This window comes from Marinomonas polaris DSM 16579, assembly GCF_900129155.1.
Taxonomy (GTDB): domain Bacteria; phylum Pseudomonadota; class Gammaproteobacteria; order Pseudomonadales; family Marinomonadaceae; genus Marinomonas; species Marinomonas polaris.
The window spans coordinates 56,859-71,049 of sequence record NZ_FQVF01000015.1 but is presented as its reverse complement, the minus strand read 5'-3'; the positions used below and the strand labels follow the sequence as shown (position 1 = coordinate 71,049).

The 14,191-nt window shown below is 43.8% G+C and carries 16 protein-coding genes; 11 read left to right on the top strand and 5 right to left on the bottom strand.

The genetic code is table 11. From position 1 onward, the window contains the following. Positions 1–13: 13 nt before the first annotated feature. Both BUA59_RS15890 and BUA59_RS15885 read left to right on the top strand, forming a co-directional pair. On the top strand, positions 14–1,201 hold the full coding sequence (locus BUA59_RS15890) for an HlyD/EmrA/EmrK family protein (protein ID WP_217653744.1): 1,188 nt from the start codon (positions 14–16) through the stop codon (positions 1,199–1,201). A 12-nt stretch (positions 1,202–1,213) separates the two neighbouring features. Then, positions 1,214–2,710 carry a DHA2 family efflux MFS transporter permease subunit gene (locus BUA59_RS15885; RefSeq protein WP_072840662.1) on the top strand — a complete coding sequence of 499 codons (1,497 nt, stop codon included), beginning with the start codon at positions 1,214–1,216 and terminating at the stop codon, positions 2,708–2,710. Positions 2,711–2,816: 106 nt separating this feature from the next. Here BUA59_RS15885 and BUA59_RS15880 read toward each other — a convergent pair whose 3' ends face one another. Beyond that, positions 2,817–3,512, bottom strand: a complete 696-nt coding sequence (locus BUA59_RS15880; protein ID WP_072840661.1) for an aspartate/glutamate racemase family protein — start codon at positions 3,510–3,512, stop codon at positions 2,817–2,819. A 114-nt stretch (positions 3,513–3,626) separates the two neighbouring features. Beyond that, positions 3,627–4,082: a GNAT family N-acetyltransferase gene (locus BUA59_RS15875; RefSeq protein ID WP_072840660.1), complete on the bottom strand. Its 456-nt coding sequence runs from the start codon at positions 4,080–4,082 to the stop codon at positions 3,627–3,629. 195 nt (positions 4,083–4,277) lie between these two features. Between BUA59_RS15875 and BUA59_RS15870 the strand changes: the two genes are divergently transcribed. Then, entirely contained in the window at positions 4,278–4,763 is a 486-nt protein-coding gene (locus BUA59_RS15870; RefSeq protein WP_072840659.1) for a GNAT family N-acetyltransferase, read from the top strand. A gap of 18 nt (positions 4,764–4,781) precedes the next feature. Here the strand turns inward: BUA59_RS15870 and BUA59_RS15865 are convergent, their stop codons facing one another. Next, positions 4,782–5,045: a DUF3820 family protein gene (locus BUA59_RS15865; protein ID WP_072840658.1), complete on the bottom strand. Its 264-nt coding sequence runs from the start codon at positions 5,043–5,045 to the stop codon at positions 4,782–4,784. 59 nt (positions 5,046–5,104) lie between these two features. Beyond that, entirely contained in the window at positions 5,105–5,995 is an 891-nt protein-coding gene (locus BUA59_RS15860; protein ID WP_072840657.1) for a LysR family transcriptional regulator, read from the bottom strand. Positions 5,996–6,164: 169 nt separating this feature from the next. Here BUA59_RS15860 and BUA59_RS15855 point away from each other — a divergent pair, with 169 nt between their 5' ends. Continuing rightward, positions 6,165–7,280, top strand: coding sequence for an S-(hydroxymethyl)glutathione dehydrogenase/class III alcohol dehydrogenase (locus tag BUA59_RS15855; protein WP_072840656.1), 1,116 nt, complete (start codon positions 6,165–6,167; stop codon positions 7,278–7,280). Positions 7,281–7,345: 65 nt separating this feature from the next. Beyond that, positions 7,346–8,176 carry an S-formylglutathione hydrolase gene (fghA, locus tag BUA59_RS15850; RefSeq protein WP_072840655.1) on the top strand — a complete coding sequence of 277 codons (831 nt, stop codon included), beginning with the start codon at positions 7,346–7,348 and terminating at the stop codon, positions 8,174–8,176. 52 nt (positions 8,177–8,228) lie between these two features. On the opposite strand, the gene BUA59_RS15845 is transcribed toward fghA, so the two are convergent. Beyond that, entirely contained in the window at positions 8,229–9,755 is a 1,527-nt protein-coding gene (locus tag BUA59_RS15845; protein ID WP_072840654.1) for a cobyric acid synthase, read from the bottom strand. An 86-nt stretch (positions 9,756–9,841) separates the two neighbouring features. On the opposite strand from BUA59_RS15845, the gene cbiB reads away from it, so the two are divergent. The 6 genes from cbiB (at position 9,842) to BUA59_RS15815 (ending at position 14,116) form a co-directional block, all read left to right on the top strand. After that, a complete protein-coding gene (gene cbiB, locus BUA59_RS15840; RefSeq protein WP_072840653.1) occupies positions 9,842–10,834 on the top strand; it encodes an adenosylcobinamide-phosphate synthase CbiB in 993 nt (330 codons plus the stop codon). Further along, positions 10,819–11,952, top strand: a complete 1,134-nt coding sequence (locus tag BUA59_RS15835; RefSeq protein ID WP_072840726.1) for an aminotransferase class I/II-fold pyridoxal phosphate-dependent enzyme — start codon at positions 10,819–10,821, stop codon at positions 11,950–11,952. The genes cbiB and BUA59_RS15835 overlap by 16 nt, the downstream gene beginning before the upstream one ends. Then, positions 11,949–12,461 (top strand): bifunctional adenosylcobinamide kinase/adenosylcobinamide-phosphate guanylyltransferase, encoded by a 513-nt coding sequence (gene cobU, locus BUA59_RS15830; protein ID WP_072840652.1) that lies wholly within the window; start codon positions 11,949–11,951, stop codon positions 12,459–12,461. Before BUA59_RS15835 ends, cobU begins: the two co-directional genes overlap by 4 nt. Before the next feature lie 98 nt (positions 12,462–12,559). Next, positions 12,560–13,057: a xanthine phosphoribosyltransferase gene (gene gpt / locus BUA59_RS15825; RefSeq protein ID WP_012071340.1), complete on the top strand. Its 498-nt coding sequence runs from the start codon at positions 12,560–12,562 to the stop codon at positions 13,055–13,057. Between the two features lie 267 nt (positions 13,058–13,324). Further along, positions 13,325–13,732, top strand: a complete 408-nt coding sequence (locus BUA59_RS15820) for a DUF2914 domain-containing protein (RefSeq protein ID WP_072840651.1) — start codon at positions 13,325–13,327, stop codon at positions 13,730–13,732. A gap of 51 nt (positions 13,733–13,783) precedes the next feature. Further along, entirely contained in the window at positions 13,784–14,116 is a 333-nt protein-coding gene (locus tag BUA59_RS15815) for a DUF1904 family protein (protein WP_012071338.1), read from the top strand. Positions 14,117–14,191 lie beyond the last annotated feature (75 nt).

Below are 14,191 nucleotides of genomic sequence, written 5' to 3'. Positions count from 1 at the left end.
GGTGAACAAAATTATGCAAGACAACGTTGAAAATACAGCGGCACCAAAGAAAACCCAGCGTAAGAAGGGGTTAATAATCCTTTTCGGCATTGTTGTATTGGGTGCAATCGGGACTGCTTGGTACTACGAATCGTTTGTGGTTGGCAATCAAACAACAGATGATGCTTATGTTGAAGGCAATATCGTCTCTATTACGCCAGAAACAGTTGGTACTGTTACACAAATTACCGCAGATGACGGTGACTTTGTCGAAAAAGGACAAGTTTTAGTACGTTTTGATAAAGCCGATGCGGATCTTGAGTATGAAAATTCTAAAGCAAAATTAGCCCAAGCGGTCCGTCAAGTAAGAGCTATGTTTAATAATGTGACGCAAGCCGAAGCCGTTGTCGATGCCAATAAGATTGCCTTACATAAAGCAGAAAGAGATTATGATCGTCGTAAAAATATGGTCAAAGCAGGTGGTTTGTCTCAAGAAGACCTAAGCCACGCAAAAGACATGGTCGATTCGGCTCAAACTCAACTGGCTGTTGCTATCGAGCAATTGAAAGCTCAGTCTTCCATGATATCTGGCACTACCGTAGAAACTCACCCAATTGTTCAATCCGCGATTACGGATGTGAAGCAGGCTTATTTAACCAAACAACGCACTGACATTGTCGCTCCTGTCACCGGATATGTGGCTCGTCGCCAAGTACAATTGGGGCAACGCGTCTCACCAAGTTCAACTTTAATGGCGGTTGTCCCACTTAATGATGTTTGGGTAGATGCTAATTTTAAAGAAACCCAACTGAATAGCATGCGTATTGGCCAACCAGTTTCTTTGATAAGTGACCTTTATGGTGACGAGGTAGTTTTTCATGGAACAGTGGAAAGTTTAGGGATTGGTACTGGCAGTGCGTTCTCTGTTTTACCTGCACAAAATGCCACAGGTAATTGGATTAAAATTGTTCAGCGTTTACCTGTCCGTATTAAGTTAGATACCCATGATATTACGAGCCATCCTTTACGCATTGGCTTATCCATGAATGTTGATGTGGATACATCAAACACGTCTGGTAAGTTGTTATCGACCATCAGCCCTGAAAAGCCGCGTTTTGATACTAATGCTTATGATAAGCCTATGGAAAATATTCAACAGATTATCAGTCAAATTATTAAAGACAACGATGTCCAGCTTAGTCATGCATCGACAAACAAGTAGTAAGGGCTGTCTATGAGTCAACAAGAAGGGTTTCGCCCAGCTAATATGGCTCTGTGTGTCTTTGCCATCTCGCTGGGCGTGTTTATGCAGGTGCTGGATACCACTATTGCAAACGTGGCTCTGCCGACTATCGCAGGCAATATGGGCGTGAGTTTTAACCAAGGTACTTGGGTTATTACTTCCTTTACCGTTTGTCTTGCGATTGGTTTACCAATCACGTCTTGGTTAAGCCGAAAATTTGGTGAAGTACAGCTGTATATTGCGGCCTTGCTAGGCTTTATTATTACCTCATTTTTATGTGGTATAGCGCAAAACATGACTGAAATGGTTTTATTTCGCGCTATACAAGGTTTAACAGCAGCACCTTTGTTTCCAATGAGTCAGGTGCTTTTGATGTCTATTTTTCCGCGCGCGAAACGGGGAATGGCTCTCTCTTTAATAGGCATGGTCGCCGTAGTGGGCCCCATTGTGGGTCCCATACTTGGCGGTTGGTTAACCTACAACTACAGTTGGCCATGGATTTTTTTTATTAACATTCCAGTAGGGATTTTCTCGATAGTTGTTATCTCTGCGCAGTTTAAAGACCGGCCTCAGCAGAAAACCAAACCGAAATTAGACATCATCGGATTAGCAACCATGGCGCTTGGTGTTGGTGTACTGCAAATCGTGTTAGACAAAGGCAATGATTTAGATTGGTTTTCCAATAATTGGATTATTGCTGGGGCTGTTTTTGCTGCCATCATGCTGACTTTTATGGTGATTTGGGAGTTAACAGACGACCATCCAGCGATCAATCTTCGTTTGTTTGCTAATCGAAATTTCTGTGTCGGCACTATATTACTGACATTGGGGTATGGCGGATTTTTCAGTATTAACCTTATTCTTCCACAATGGCTTCAGACTCAAATGGGTTATACCGCATTATGGGCAGGATTAGCCGCAGCTCCAATGGGTGTTTTACCATTGTTGATGTCGCCGTTTCTGGGTAAATTCGGCAATAAACTCGATATGCGCTGGTTAGCAGCAAGCTCATTTTTGGTTATTGGCATAAGTTGTTATTGGCGAACTCTATTTAATTTAGAGGTCGATTTTACGACGATCGCACTTATACAGTTGTTTATGGGAATTGGCATTGGCTTATTCTTTATGCCAATGACGACGATCTTGATGTCAGACTTAAATGGTCCTGAAATCGCAGATGGCGCCTCTTTGTCTACCTTTATTCGAACCCTTGGCGCTAGCTTCTCGTCTTCTTTAACCGCCTGGATATGGACCCGTAACTCAAGTGCCCATCATTCAGTATTAAGTGAAAACATATCGCAATATAACCCTATTGTGTCACAGCAACTGCAAGACCCAAGCACAGCAAGCCTGATGAGCTTTAATCAAACAGTCACGTCACAAGGGTTAATGCTGTCAACCATTGACCTCTTTACTATGCTGACAGTCTTATTTTTAGTTCTGACACCCTTTATATTCTTTACGAAAAAAGCGGCTAGTGGACATTAAGTAATAAGTTTCTAGCCGATAACCCAAATACGTTTAAGGCGTTTTGGAATGTCGGCTAGAAGCTAAGTGTAGTGATAGTGGTATTGATAAAAAAATCATAAGGCGATCAGGCGTTTAACGCCTCATCCACAGCGGCTTTAGCGTGAATGTAAGTAGTATCAAATAAAGGTACAGTAACGTGTTCTTGCTTGAGCAGTAGGGTGATTTCCGTGCATCCTTCGATGACGGCTTCCGCTCCGGCTGCTTGAAGTCGATTAACGATGTCGATATAAATTTTTCTCGATTCAGGAAGAATTTTACCGAGACATAATTCCTCGTAAATAATTCTATGTATGTCGTCCCTGTCTTGCTTCGATGGTGTGATTACCTCTAAACCATATTGCTCTTCTAATCGCTTAATATAAAAGTCTTCTTCCATCGAATAGCGAGTACCGATAAAGCCAACTTTTTGATGTTTTTGTTTAACGAGTTCCTTAGCGGTGGCATCGGCAATATGCAGTAGAGGAATTCTTACCGCATTTTGAACAACATTCGCCACCTTGTGCATGGTATTAGTTGCGATAAGTATGAAATCAGCATCAGCTTGTTCTAAACGTTTGGCTTCAGCAGAGAGGATTTCTCCTAACTGTAGCCAATCGCCTTGATGTTGCAAACACTCAATTTCAGCAAAATCGACACTGGATAAAACGATCTTAGCGGAATGCAGGCCGCCGAGTTTTTGTTTGGTCAACTCGTTGATGCTTTTGTAATACAAAGCTGAGGATTCCCAACTCATTCCGCCAATAATGCCGATCGTTTTCATTCTGCGTCCTTTAGTTTTTATCTTGAATCTATAAAGTTTAACGCTGTTATTGAGCAGTCGTAATGCACAGATGGCAAAATTAATGAAGCAGACTGTAATGGAACAATGGCACAGTTAAAGGCTTCTGGTCATAAATACACTGTAAGGATCAAGTTTGTAATCGGAGAACGGTCCACATTCAATAAAGTTATGTTTGGTGTAAAGCTTTCTTGCTGGCGCGAAGAAGTCTTGTGATCCTGTTTCTAAGCTGATTTTATTGAGCCCTTTTTGCTTGGCTGCATCGATGATATGACGAAGTAGGGTAGAAGCAACGCCTTTGTTGCGAGCGGCGCTGGTGGTACGCATAGATTTAATTTCACCATGTGTTTCGTCCAGTACCTTAAGCGCTCCACAGCCTAGCAATTGGCTATCTTCCCAAACCGTCCAGAAGGTAATGTTCGGTTTTTTTAATCCGTTTAAATCTAATGCAAAAACGCACTCAGGCGGTGATGCCGCAAACATGTCTGCGAGGTGTTCTGTGAGTAATTGTTCTATTTCTGGGCCAGATAAATTGTCGATTCTGATATCCATTTAGTGTGCTTTCCAGTTCGGTTTTTAGAAAAAAAGATGTGTATAGCATGTTTTTAAGATTCAAAAATTTAAGCAATTTCCGTACCTTATTTCAGAATGTAGAATAGTGCGAGAGAGGCATGTTTAAAGTGTATACTCGCTGTAAGCTGTTGTCGGTGAGAAAGGACAATTGCTATAAAATGGGCGAAGTACGATATGACAGACCAATTAAATTTACGACCAGCAGAGATGGCAGACGCCGAAAATTTATTCGTGTGGCGTAATGATCCAGACACCCGCAAAGGGTCTCATAATAGCGATGAAGTTATATTTGAGTCACACCTTGCTTGGCTTGAAGCGTCATTGGACTTTCCTGAACAAAACAAACCTGAAAAAAATAAGCCCAAACAAAGGCTTTTGTGGATTGCTGAAGTTAATGGTGTAGCGGTTGGAACTTGTCGAGCGGATCGCGTGGAAAATGCGTGGGAATTATCTTGGACTGTTGCACCGGAAGCGCGCGGAAAAGGATTTGCCCATCAAATGTTATCTAAATTGGTGCATTACTTCGATGAACCATTAGTGGCACTGGTTAAGGTAGGTAATATTGCCTCGATGAAAGTAGCAGAACGTGCTGGCTTTGTTCTAAAGCAAGACACAGAGCAAGAAGGCGACATTTTGCTCTATACTCGTCGGCCTTCTTAGATTGCTTGCGTGAAAAAACTAATCATCAAAACGAATGCGAACTTTCGGCTCGTTAGGCTTTTTCTCGGTCGGTTTACGTAATGGATCGACCAGCTTTTCCAATCCATTAATTTTAATTTCTAACGCCAGTTGTAGCCATTGTCCTAGATTGCCATTCGGCCAGCCTTCGTGAGCAAACCAGAGTAAATAGGCTTCCGGTAGATCAATCAAAACACGACCTTGGTATTTACCAAATGGCATAGTTTGACGAGCAACTTGAACTAGATCTTCTTGTGAAAACATGGGCTTCGCTTAATGATGCTTAAGAGTGAGTATGTGGTGCGTATTTAAACATACGTGGGTTATTTGGCAAATGGTGGATCTTGTTTAAAACGCTGAATCAGATAATCACAAATACTTTGTAACTTCGGTGATGGTTGCCGTACTTTCGGATAAACCAACCAAACGCCGCTGTATGGATATTGATATTGTGTTAACAAGGGAATGAGCTTGCCGCTGGCGAGATCGTCAGAAACATAATAATCAGGCAGTTGCGCGATACCCAAGCCTTTACGTACTGCATCCAGCAAAGCAGGGCCAGAATTACTGCGCCATTGGCTGCCGACTTTTACTTCTTTGCGCTGTCCATCTTGTTGAAACAGCCAATGATTTTTCGAACCGATCAAGCATCGGTGTTTGTTCAATTCGGCTAATGTATGCGGCATGCCGTGCTGATCTATGTATTCTCGTGACGCACAAAGGTATTCGACCCTATCACACAAACGGCGTGACAAATGGCTAGAATCCTTCATAGCCCCCATGCGAATAGCTAGATCGTATCCTTCTTCGATCAAATCTACCGAGCGATTGGTGAGGTGAAAATCCAGCTCTATTTTTGGGTGGTGCAATAAAAAATCGTTCATCAATGGCGCAATATAGCGTTCGCCAAAGGTAGTGGCACAGGTCATTTTGAACGGGCCAATTGGTGCTTGGTTGAGGGTGGAAATCACTTCTTCCGCGCTACTCAGTGCTTCAGGTAAACCACGACAGTGTTGATAATATAAATCACCAGCATCGCTTAAACGAATACGCCTTGTAGTTCGAAACAACAACGTCGTACCAAGCTCCGCTTCGAGTTGAGTAATTAGTCGACTAATATGAGACGCCGACACGCTGAGCTTAATCGCTGCCGCTGAAAAGCTACCTTGTCTGACGACTTCGACAAAGGCTTCCATGGCTTCCCAATTTTTCATCTCATTACCCTGCAATCGAAACGCTTAGATTAGCGCATTTTTAATAAAGTAAAAAATGATTGTTGCCATATGGCAATAATCATTTTCCAAATGGGAGATTATCCTTGTAATCATTTACGACTACACTAGTTGAATCGAAAATGAATCAATATACACATTGGAGTGCGCTATGAAATGTAAAGCTGCTGTTGCTTGGGGTCCAGGCCAACCACTTAAAATCGAAGAAGTTGACGTTCAGGATCCGCAAAAAGGCGAAGTACTTGTTCGCATGGTCGCAACAGGCGTTTGTCACACAGACGCGTTCACCTTGTCTGGTGAAGATCCAGAAGGCATTTTCCCTGCGATTCTTGGCCATGAAGGTGCCGGTGTTGTTGAAGCCGTGGGCGAAGGCGTTACCACGCTTAAAGTTGGCGATCACGTTATTCCTCTATACACCGCAGAATGTGGCGAGTGTAAGTTCTGTAAGTCTGGCAAAACCAACCTTTGCCAAGCAGTCCGTGTTACCCAAGGTAAAGGCCTAATGCCAGACGGTACTAGCCGTTTTAGCATTAATGGCGAGCCAATTTTCCATTATATGGGTACGTCTACCTTCTCTGAATACAGTGTGGTTCCGGAAATTTCTTTGGCGAAAATCCACGTTGACGCACCGCTAGAAAAAGTCTGTTTGTTAGGTTGTGGTATCACAACAGGTATCGGTGCAGTACTAAACACGGCGAAAGTTGAAGAAGGCGCAACGGTTGCTGTCTTTGGTTTGGGTGGCATTGGTTTGTCGGTTATCCAAGGTGCTCGCATGGCAGGAGCTTCTCGCATTATCGCTATCGATATCAACGAATCTAAATTCGAAATGGCGAAACAATTCGGCGCGACTGATTGCATCAATCCGAAGAAATTTGATGCACCAATTCAGCAGCTAATCGTTGATATGACAGACGGCGGCGTAGATTACTCATTCGAATGTATCGGTAACGTTCAAGTAATGCGTCAAGCGCTTGAGTGCTGTCACAAAGGTTGGGGCGAATCCATCATCATCGGTGTTGCTGGTGCTGGCCAAGAAATCTCTACTCGTCCATTCCAATTGGTAACCGGTCGAGTCTGGAAAGGCTCTGCTTTTGGTGGCGTAAAAGGTCGCAGCCAATTGCCTGGTTACGTAGAAGACTACATGAACGGCAAGATCGAAATCGACCCATTCGTGACACACACTATGCCGCTTGAGAGAATCAACGAAGCGTTTGATTTGATGCACAAAGGTGAGAGTATTCGTACAGTTATTCTTTTCGATAAATAATCGTGATCATACCGTTTTGATAAGCCCGCTAAGCGGGCTTTTTTAACACAGCTAAGGAGACAGCTATGGAATTGTTATCCAGCACCAAAAGCTTCGGCGGTTGGTTGAAGCGTTATAAGCATGAAAGCTTGTCAGTGAAAAGCGAAATGACCTTTGCTATTTATCTGCCGCCACAAGCAGAAACGCAAAAAGTCCCTGTTTTGTATTGGTTGTCAGGTCTGACCTGTAACGATGAGAACTTCACACAGAAAGCAGGAGCGTTTCGTAAAGCGGCAGAATTAGGTTTGGCCATTGTTTGTCCTGATACCAGCCCACGTGGCACGGATTATCCGAACGAACATGAAAGCTACGATTTCGGTTCCGCTGCAGGGTTTTATATCAATGCGACGGTTGAGCCTTATTCGAATACCTACCACATGTACGATTATGTGGTGCAAGAGTTGCCGCATTTGGTTGAAGCGAATTTCCCAGTGACTGACAAGCGTTCTATCTCTGGTCACTCAATGGGTGGTCACGGCGCTTTGATTTGCGCGCTGAAGAATCCAGGTATGTATCAATCAGTCTCGGCTTTTGCACCAATTGCGAATCCAACCAACTGTCCTTGGGGCGAAAAAGCCTTCACCGGATACTTGGGTGAAGACAAAGCCACTTGGAACGAATGGGATGCGACTTTGCTGATAGAGAATGCCAGTGAACGCTTACCTTTGTTTATCGATCAAGGCGAAGCTGATAACTTCTTGGTAGAACAACTAAAACCAGAAGCTCTAGAAGCTGCTTGTGAAAAAGCTGGACACCCGATCACGTTACGCCGTCAACCGGGCTACGATCACAGCTACTTCTTCATCGCCAGCTTCATCGACGATCACCTAGAACATCACTCCAGAGCCTTGAGTTAATCACTGGTTTCTCTTCATTGGAATCAACAAAAGCGAGCCATGGCTCGCTTTTTTATTGCTGGAAGTTTCGACACTGTTCAATTAGTGCATCGATGTTCATATTTTGTTCTGTGCTGTCGGCGAGGCGGTTGATTTCGCTGTCTCTGTATTGGTCGTAATCGAATGCGGCCGCTTGGTCGACGCCTGCCCAGTTTAGTAAGGCCTGCAGGGCTTCTGGGTGGTCAAATACGCCATGAAGATAGGTGCCGATGATTTTGCCGTCTTCTGATATGTAGCCTTCTTGTTCGCCGTTTTCTTTGTTTTGTTCGTTATCTAAGAGAGCAAAGTGGTTTATTGTCGTATTGGCTGAAAAGCTCGACACGCCAGAGTGGATTTCGTAGCCAGTGACTTTTGCGTAATTGTTTGAAGAGCGGGATGAACTGCCTGAAAAGGCAAGTTGTCCATGACGTTGTTTAAGTTGTTTTTCTTCTTTAAGGACGGTTTCCATTGGTATAAAGCCAAATCCAGTCGATTGTGTGTTGGCGTGTTGGTTTTCTAGCCCCAGCGGATCGAGCAGTTGCTCGCCGAGCATTTGATAGCCACCGCAAATCCCAATGACTTTTCCGCCGTATCTTAGGTGTTTGTTCAGATAGTCTTCCCAACCTTCTTGTCGCAAAAAGGCGAGGTCGCTTTGCACGCTTTTGCTACCGGGTAGGATCACTAGATCCGCTGGTGGAATGCTTTCGTTCGCACCAACCAGTGTAACTTGAACATCAGGGTGAAGGCGTAGCGCGTCCCAGTCTGTGTGATTACTAGTACGCGGCATAATAGGGATGACGATGTTTAACTTTGCATTTGTGTCAGTTTTAATGGGGCTTTTGGCAACGGCGTCTTCGGATTCTAAGTGGAAACCTTTTAAGAAGGGGAGCACCCCCAAAACGGGTTTTCCAGTGCGTTCTTCGAGCCAGTCAAGGCCAGACTGTAATAAGCTAATATCGCCACGAAAGCGGTTTATCACAAAGCCAATGACTCGATCTTGCTCACTTGGGCTAAGTAAATCCAGCGTTCCAACGAGGTGAGCAAACACGCCGCCTTTGTCGATGTCAGCGATGATAATAACTGGACAATCGATGCTTTCGGCAAAGCCCATGTTTGCGATGTCGCGAGCGCGTAAATTAATTTCCGCTGGGCTGCCAGCGCCTTCAATTAAAACAGCTTGGTATTGTTCGGCTAGGCGATGATAAGAATCCAGCGCGGCGATTTTGGCAATACTTTTGTATTCGTGATAACCAACCGCATTCATGTTACCCACGGCTTTGCCTTGGATGATGACTTGCGCGCCTGTGTCTGTGTTGGGTTTAAGCAGAATCGGGTTCATGTCCACGTGTGGTTCAAGCCCCGCGGCATAGGCTTGCACAGCTTGGGCTCGGCCTATTTCATTGCCATCTTGCGTGACAGCGCTGTTTAATGCCATATTTTGTGGCTTGAATGGCGCGACTTGTATACCTCGACGAACGAATAAACGGCACAATGCCGTGACTAAGGTGCTTTTTCCGGCGTCCGAGGTGGTTCCTTGGATCATTAAACTAAAGGCTGGCATTCAGTATCATCACGCTTTAAATCAATAAGGTGATAGAATTCTACCTTACCTTCTTATCTTGTTAAGTGAAAAAACGACCAATATTTATGATCCTTTCTAATTTAGACAGTATTATTGATGCCTTTTTTGATAACTTCTTAGCTTTTTCTTCCAGCACCAGTTTGATTTTAGTATCGGCTTTGGTGCTTGATCGCTTATTAGGTGAGCCCAAAAGTTGGCACCCTTTGATTTGGTTTGGTCGCTGGGTGGATCTTTGTCGCAAGCATATCCAATTGCCCTTAGAGGCTTCGCAATCTCGTCAGCGAATGGTTGGTATGTTGGCTTGGCTGGTGGCGGTTTTGCCTTGGTTGCTGATTTTATTGGTCTTGTTTTGGCTATTACCAAACTGGCTGGATACTCTTTTGTCTGTGTTGGTGTTGTATTTCGCCATTGGTTGGCAGAGTTTACGTGAACATGCTTTGGCGATTTATCAGCCTTTATCCGCATCGCCACTATCGATGGAAAAACTTGATGAAGCGCGTCTTGCCGTGAGTTATATCGTAAGCCGTGATACTCAAAATTTAGATGAATCGGCAGTAGCGAAAGCGGGCATTGAGTCGGTATTAGAAAATGGCAGTGACGCGATTTTTGCTCCCATCTTTTGGTTTCTTATATTCGGTGCGCCTGGTGTGCTTTTGTATCGCCTTGCCAATACGCTTGATGCTATGTGGGGCTACAAAACAGAATCCTTGCTGTATTTTGGTTGGTTTGCGGCACGTTTTGATGATGTGCTGAATTATGTTCCAGCTCGCCTTGTTGTTTATACCTATGCCGCTTGTGGTCATTGGCGTGCTTCTATTCGTAGTGCGCGACGTCCTTCTGCTCGTTGGAAAAGCCCAAATGCAGGCCCTGTAATGGCGGCAGGCGCTGGCGCGTTAGGCGTTCAATTGGGTGGCGAAGCGCCGTATTTTGGAAAAGTAGAAACCAGACCAATTCTGGGGGAAGGTGATTTACCGATACCTCATCATTTAAAAGAGGCTATTTGGCTGGTGGATAAAAGCGTATTTTTATGGGGATTGGTTATATGTCTGTTGGTCTGAAATCTTCTAAGTTAGACAGCACTTCAAGTTTAGGAAATGTTCCAAATCTAGAAAGCACGCCACCGAAACATGGTGGCGATTTAGCTTATTGGCAACGTAAGGTTGGCAGCAAGGCGTTAAATTGGTTGGATTTATCTTCAGCATGCAATCGTGAACCTTGGCCGATTCCCGAAATAGCGCCTTCCTTGTGGATGGATTTACCCGATCAAGCGGATTTACTAGACGAAGCCGAGCGCTATTTTGGCCGTCGTCCCAATGCAATTGGCGCGGGTTCGCAGCATATTATTGAGTCTCTGCCGCCGATGTTGCTGGCTTGTCAGTCTTCAACTCAGCTCGTCGCAAATCAAACAGTTTTTGTGCCTCGTATTGGTTATCAGGAACATGCTTTTGCTTGGAAAAAGTGGGGCTTTGATATTGCCTATTACGATGCTTTAGAGGAGTTATTAGAGCAAGAATGGGCTGTTGCTGTGGTGATTCAGCCAAATAATCCAACCGGAGAAATCGCATCAGGCAAGGCTTTGTCTCAGCTTATTGCTCATGCGGAGCAAAAAGGCGTGCATTTAGTAGTAGACGAAGCCTTCATTGATGCTTGTCCTGAATTAAGCCTATTGAATCACCAAAATAGTTCAGATTTGAGTGAGTCGCTTTTTATTATGCGATCGGTTGGTAAGTTTTTTGGTTTGGCAGGAGCTCGTGTTGGGTTCGCTTTTTGTTCCAGTAAATGGCAAGCCGCGCTAAATAATTTGCTTGGACCTTGGCCTGTTGCCACTGCGAGTCTGTATTTGGTGCAATTAGCCTTTGCTGATAAAGCTTGGCAGTCTCAAGCTTTGCAAGGCTTAAAAGTACGACAAGCTGCATTTGTTGAACGTGTGATGCCAAAATTCAATACTATTTTTGATTCTCAAGATTATGTATTGAGTCCGCTGTTTGTGACTTGGTTTCTCGATAGTCATGAGTATGCAGCGCAAGTTTTTGAAATGTTGCATCAAGTCGGTGTTCATACTCGCTTAGGCGAAGGTTGGATTCGTGTGGCATTACCGGCTTTGCGTGAAATGGATGCTTTAAATAGCGCATTGATTCGTTTATTGAAAACAGAGGGAGGCCGAGAGCTAGCATGAAGCATCTCGTTTTAGGTGGCGTTCGTAGTGGTAAAAGTGCTTTCGCTCAAGAACAAATAACGGCTTGCGGAAAACCAGTCTGTTATGTGGCGACGTCTCAAGTGTGGGATGACGGCATGGCAGACCGAGTGCGCTTGCATAAAGACAACCGACCGAGTGAATGGCAATTGATAGAAGAGCCGTTAGCATTGGCAAGAGTCTTACATTCTCTTAATTCACCTGATCAAGCAGTCATCGTTGAGTGTTTTACCTTATGGATGACGAACTTATTGTGCCTAGAAGATGAAACTCGTTTGGAAGATGAAAAACAAGCGCTACTAAAAGCGGTTGAAGTATTCGAAGGGGATTTAATTCTAGTATCGAGTGAGGTGGGTTTAGGTATTATGCCGATGAATGCGCTGGCTAGGCGTTTTGGTGATGAGGCTGGCGCAATGAATCAGGCGCTAGCTAAATTGACCGATCGGGTAACTTTTGTTGCGGCCGGCCTACCATTGCCGCTAAAATCCTAATCTTTTATTTCCACTCAATCTTTTCTTGTATTATGTTATTCCCTTAGTGGCACATAATTGAGAAATCAGAACCAATAGCGAAAGGCGTAGGAGCTTTGATGACCCCTTATTCAAAAGATTTTCCGGTATCTTGGGAAGAGTTACATAGGAATGCTCGCGCTTTGTCTTGGCGTTTGCTTGAGCAAGGTCCTTGGAAGGGAATTATTGCGATTACTCGTGGCGGTTTAGTGCCAGCGGCTATTTTATGTCGTGAAATGGATATTCGCCTGATTGATACGATTTGTATTGTTAGTTACGGTGCCGGCGAGAAAGGCGATGGAGTAATGAAGCAAGGTGAGCTGAACGTTTTGAAAGGCGTAGAAGGCGACGGTGAAGGATTCATTTTGATTGATGATCTAGTTGATACAGGGCGTACTGCGGCAAAAGTACGTGAAATGTTGCCTAAAGCTCATTTTGCGACCATTTACGCAAAACCTGCTGGTAAGCCATTGGTTGATACTTTTATTACCGAAGTAAGCCAAGATACGTGGATACGTTTTCCTTGGGATATGGAATATACTTTTTCAACGCCCTTGGCGGATCGTCAAGCAAAGTAAGTATTCACTTCAGCCACATATATTCCTTAAAAAGAAAGTCTAAAAAGAAAGCCTCAACAGAAAGTTAGTTATTGTTTGACACAAAAGAAGCGAGAGAGCTTGCAAAATTACACAAAACTCTCGTTTCTTTTACACAGTTTTCAGCTAACTTTATGGTTATATTCGTCTCTAAACAAGAGTTAAATAAAAGTTAAGGTCGGCTAGAAAATGGCTATTTCACGCATTTTTAATACAAACATTTTTATACAAGTACAATAGGATTTTAATATGTGGCAAACGTTAACTAAAGTTGCTTTGGCTGGTATTTTATCGTTTGCGATGATTTTACCAGCTTGGGCTGAAGGTACAGTGGCTCGTGCTCAATTTTCAACAGATGTTGTAGATCGAGAGCCGATTGATGATATTGGGCCCACTGTAAAAGTAGAATATGGCGAAATACAAAGAGTGTATTTCTTTACTGATTTACGTGATATGTCTGGCAGCCAAGTTATTCATCGTTGGAAACTGGATGGCGAAGATCAAGCTGATATAGGATTTGATATAGGTGGTGACCGTTGGCGAGTATGGTCAAGTAAACGATTAATGCCTGGTTTTGATGGTAAATGGAGTGTTGATGTCGTTCAGGATGGCCAAGTGATTGAAAGTCGTTCATTCGATTATGTAGATGAAGGTTAGTAAATCAGGCATTATTTACTGCTAAATTGTTGATATCGACTAAGGATTAATATGCCTCATTTACGTGTTCGTGGACTAGCTTTTGACGAATTAGAATCTATCGCAGATATCCTGATAGAAAACTTAGCTGAAATTACCGATACGCCTAATTCACATTTTACACTTGAGTATCAAGCAACGACGTATCTTGCGGTCGGCGGTGCTTCTCCTGCTTATCCATTCTTTGATGTTTTGTGGTTTGACAGAGGCGATGAAGTAAAGCGCAAAGTAGCGTTAATCATCGAAGAATTGGTTAGACCATTGGTAGATAGTGGCCAAGACATTACCGTTTTGTTTCATGATCTACAGGGCAAAGATTATTACGAGAATGGCGAGCACTTTTAAGAGATAACCCCCTCCCAATCTCCCCCTTAGCAGGGGGAGGAGCTGAAGCCCCTTATCTTCAAGTGTAGGGTTGGT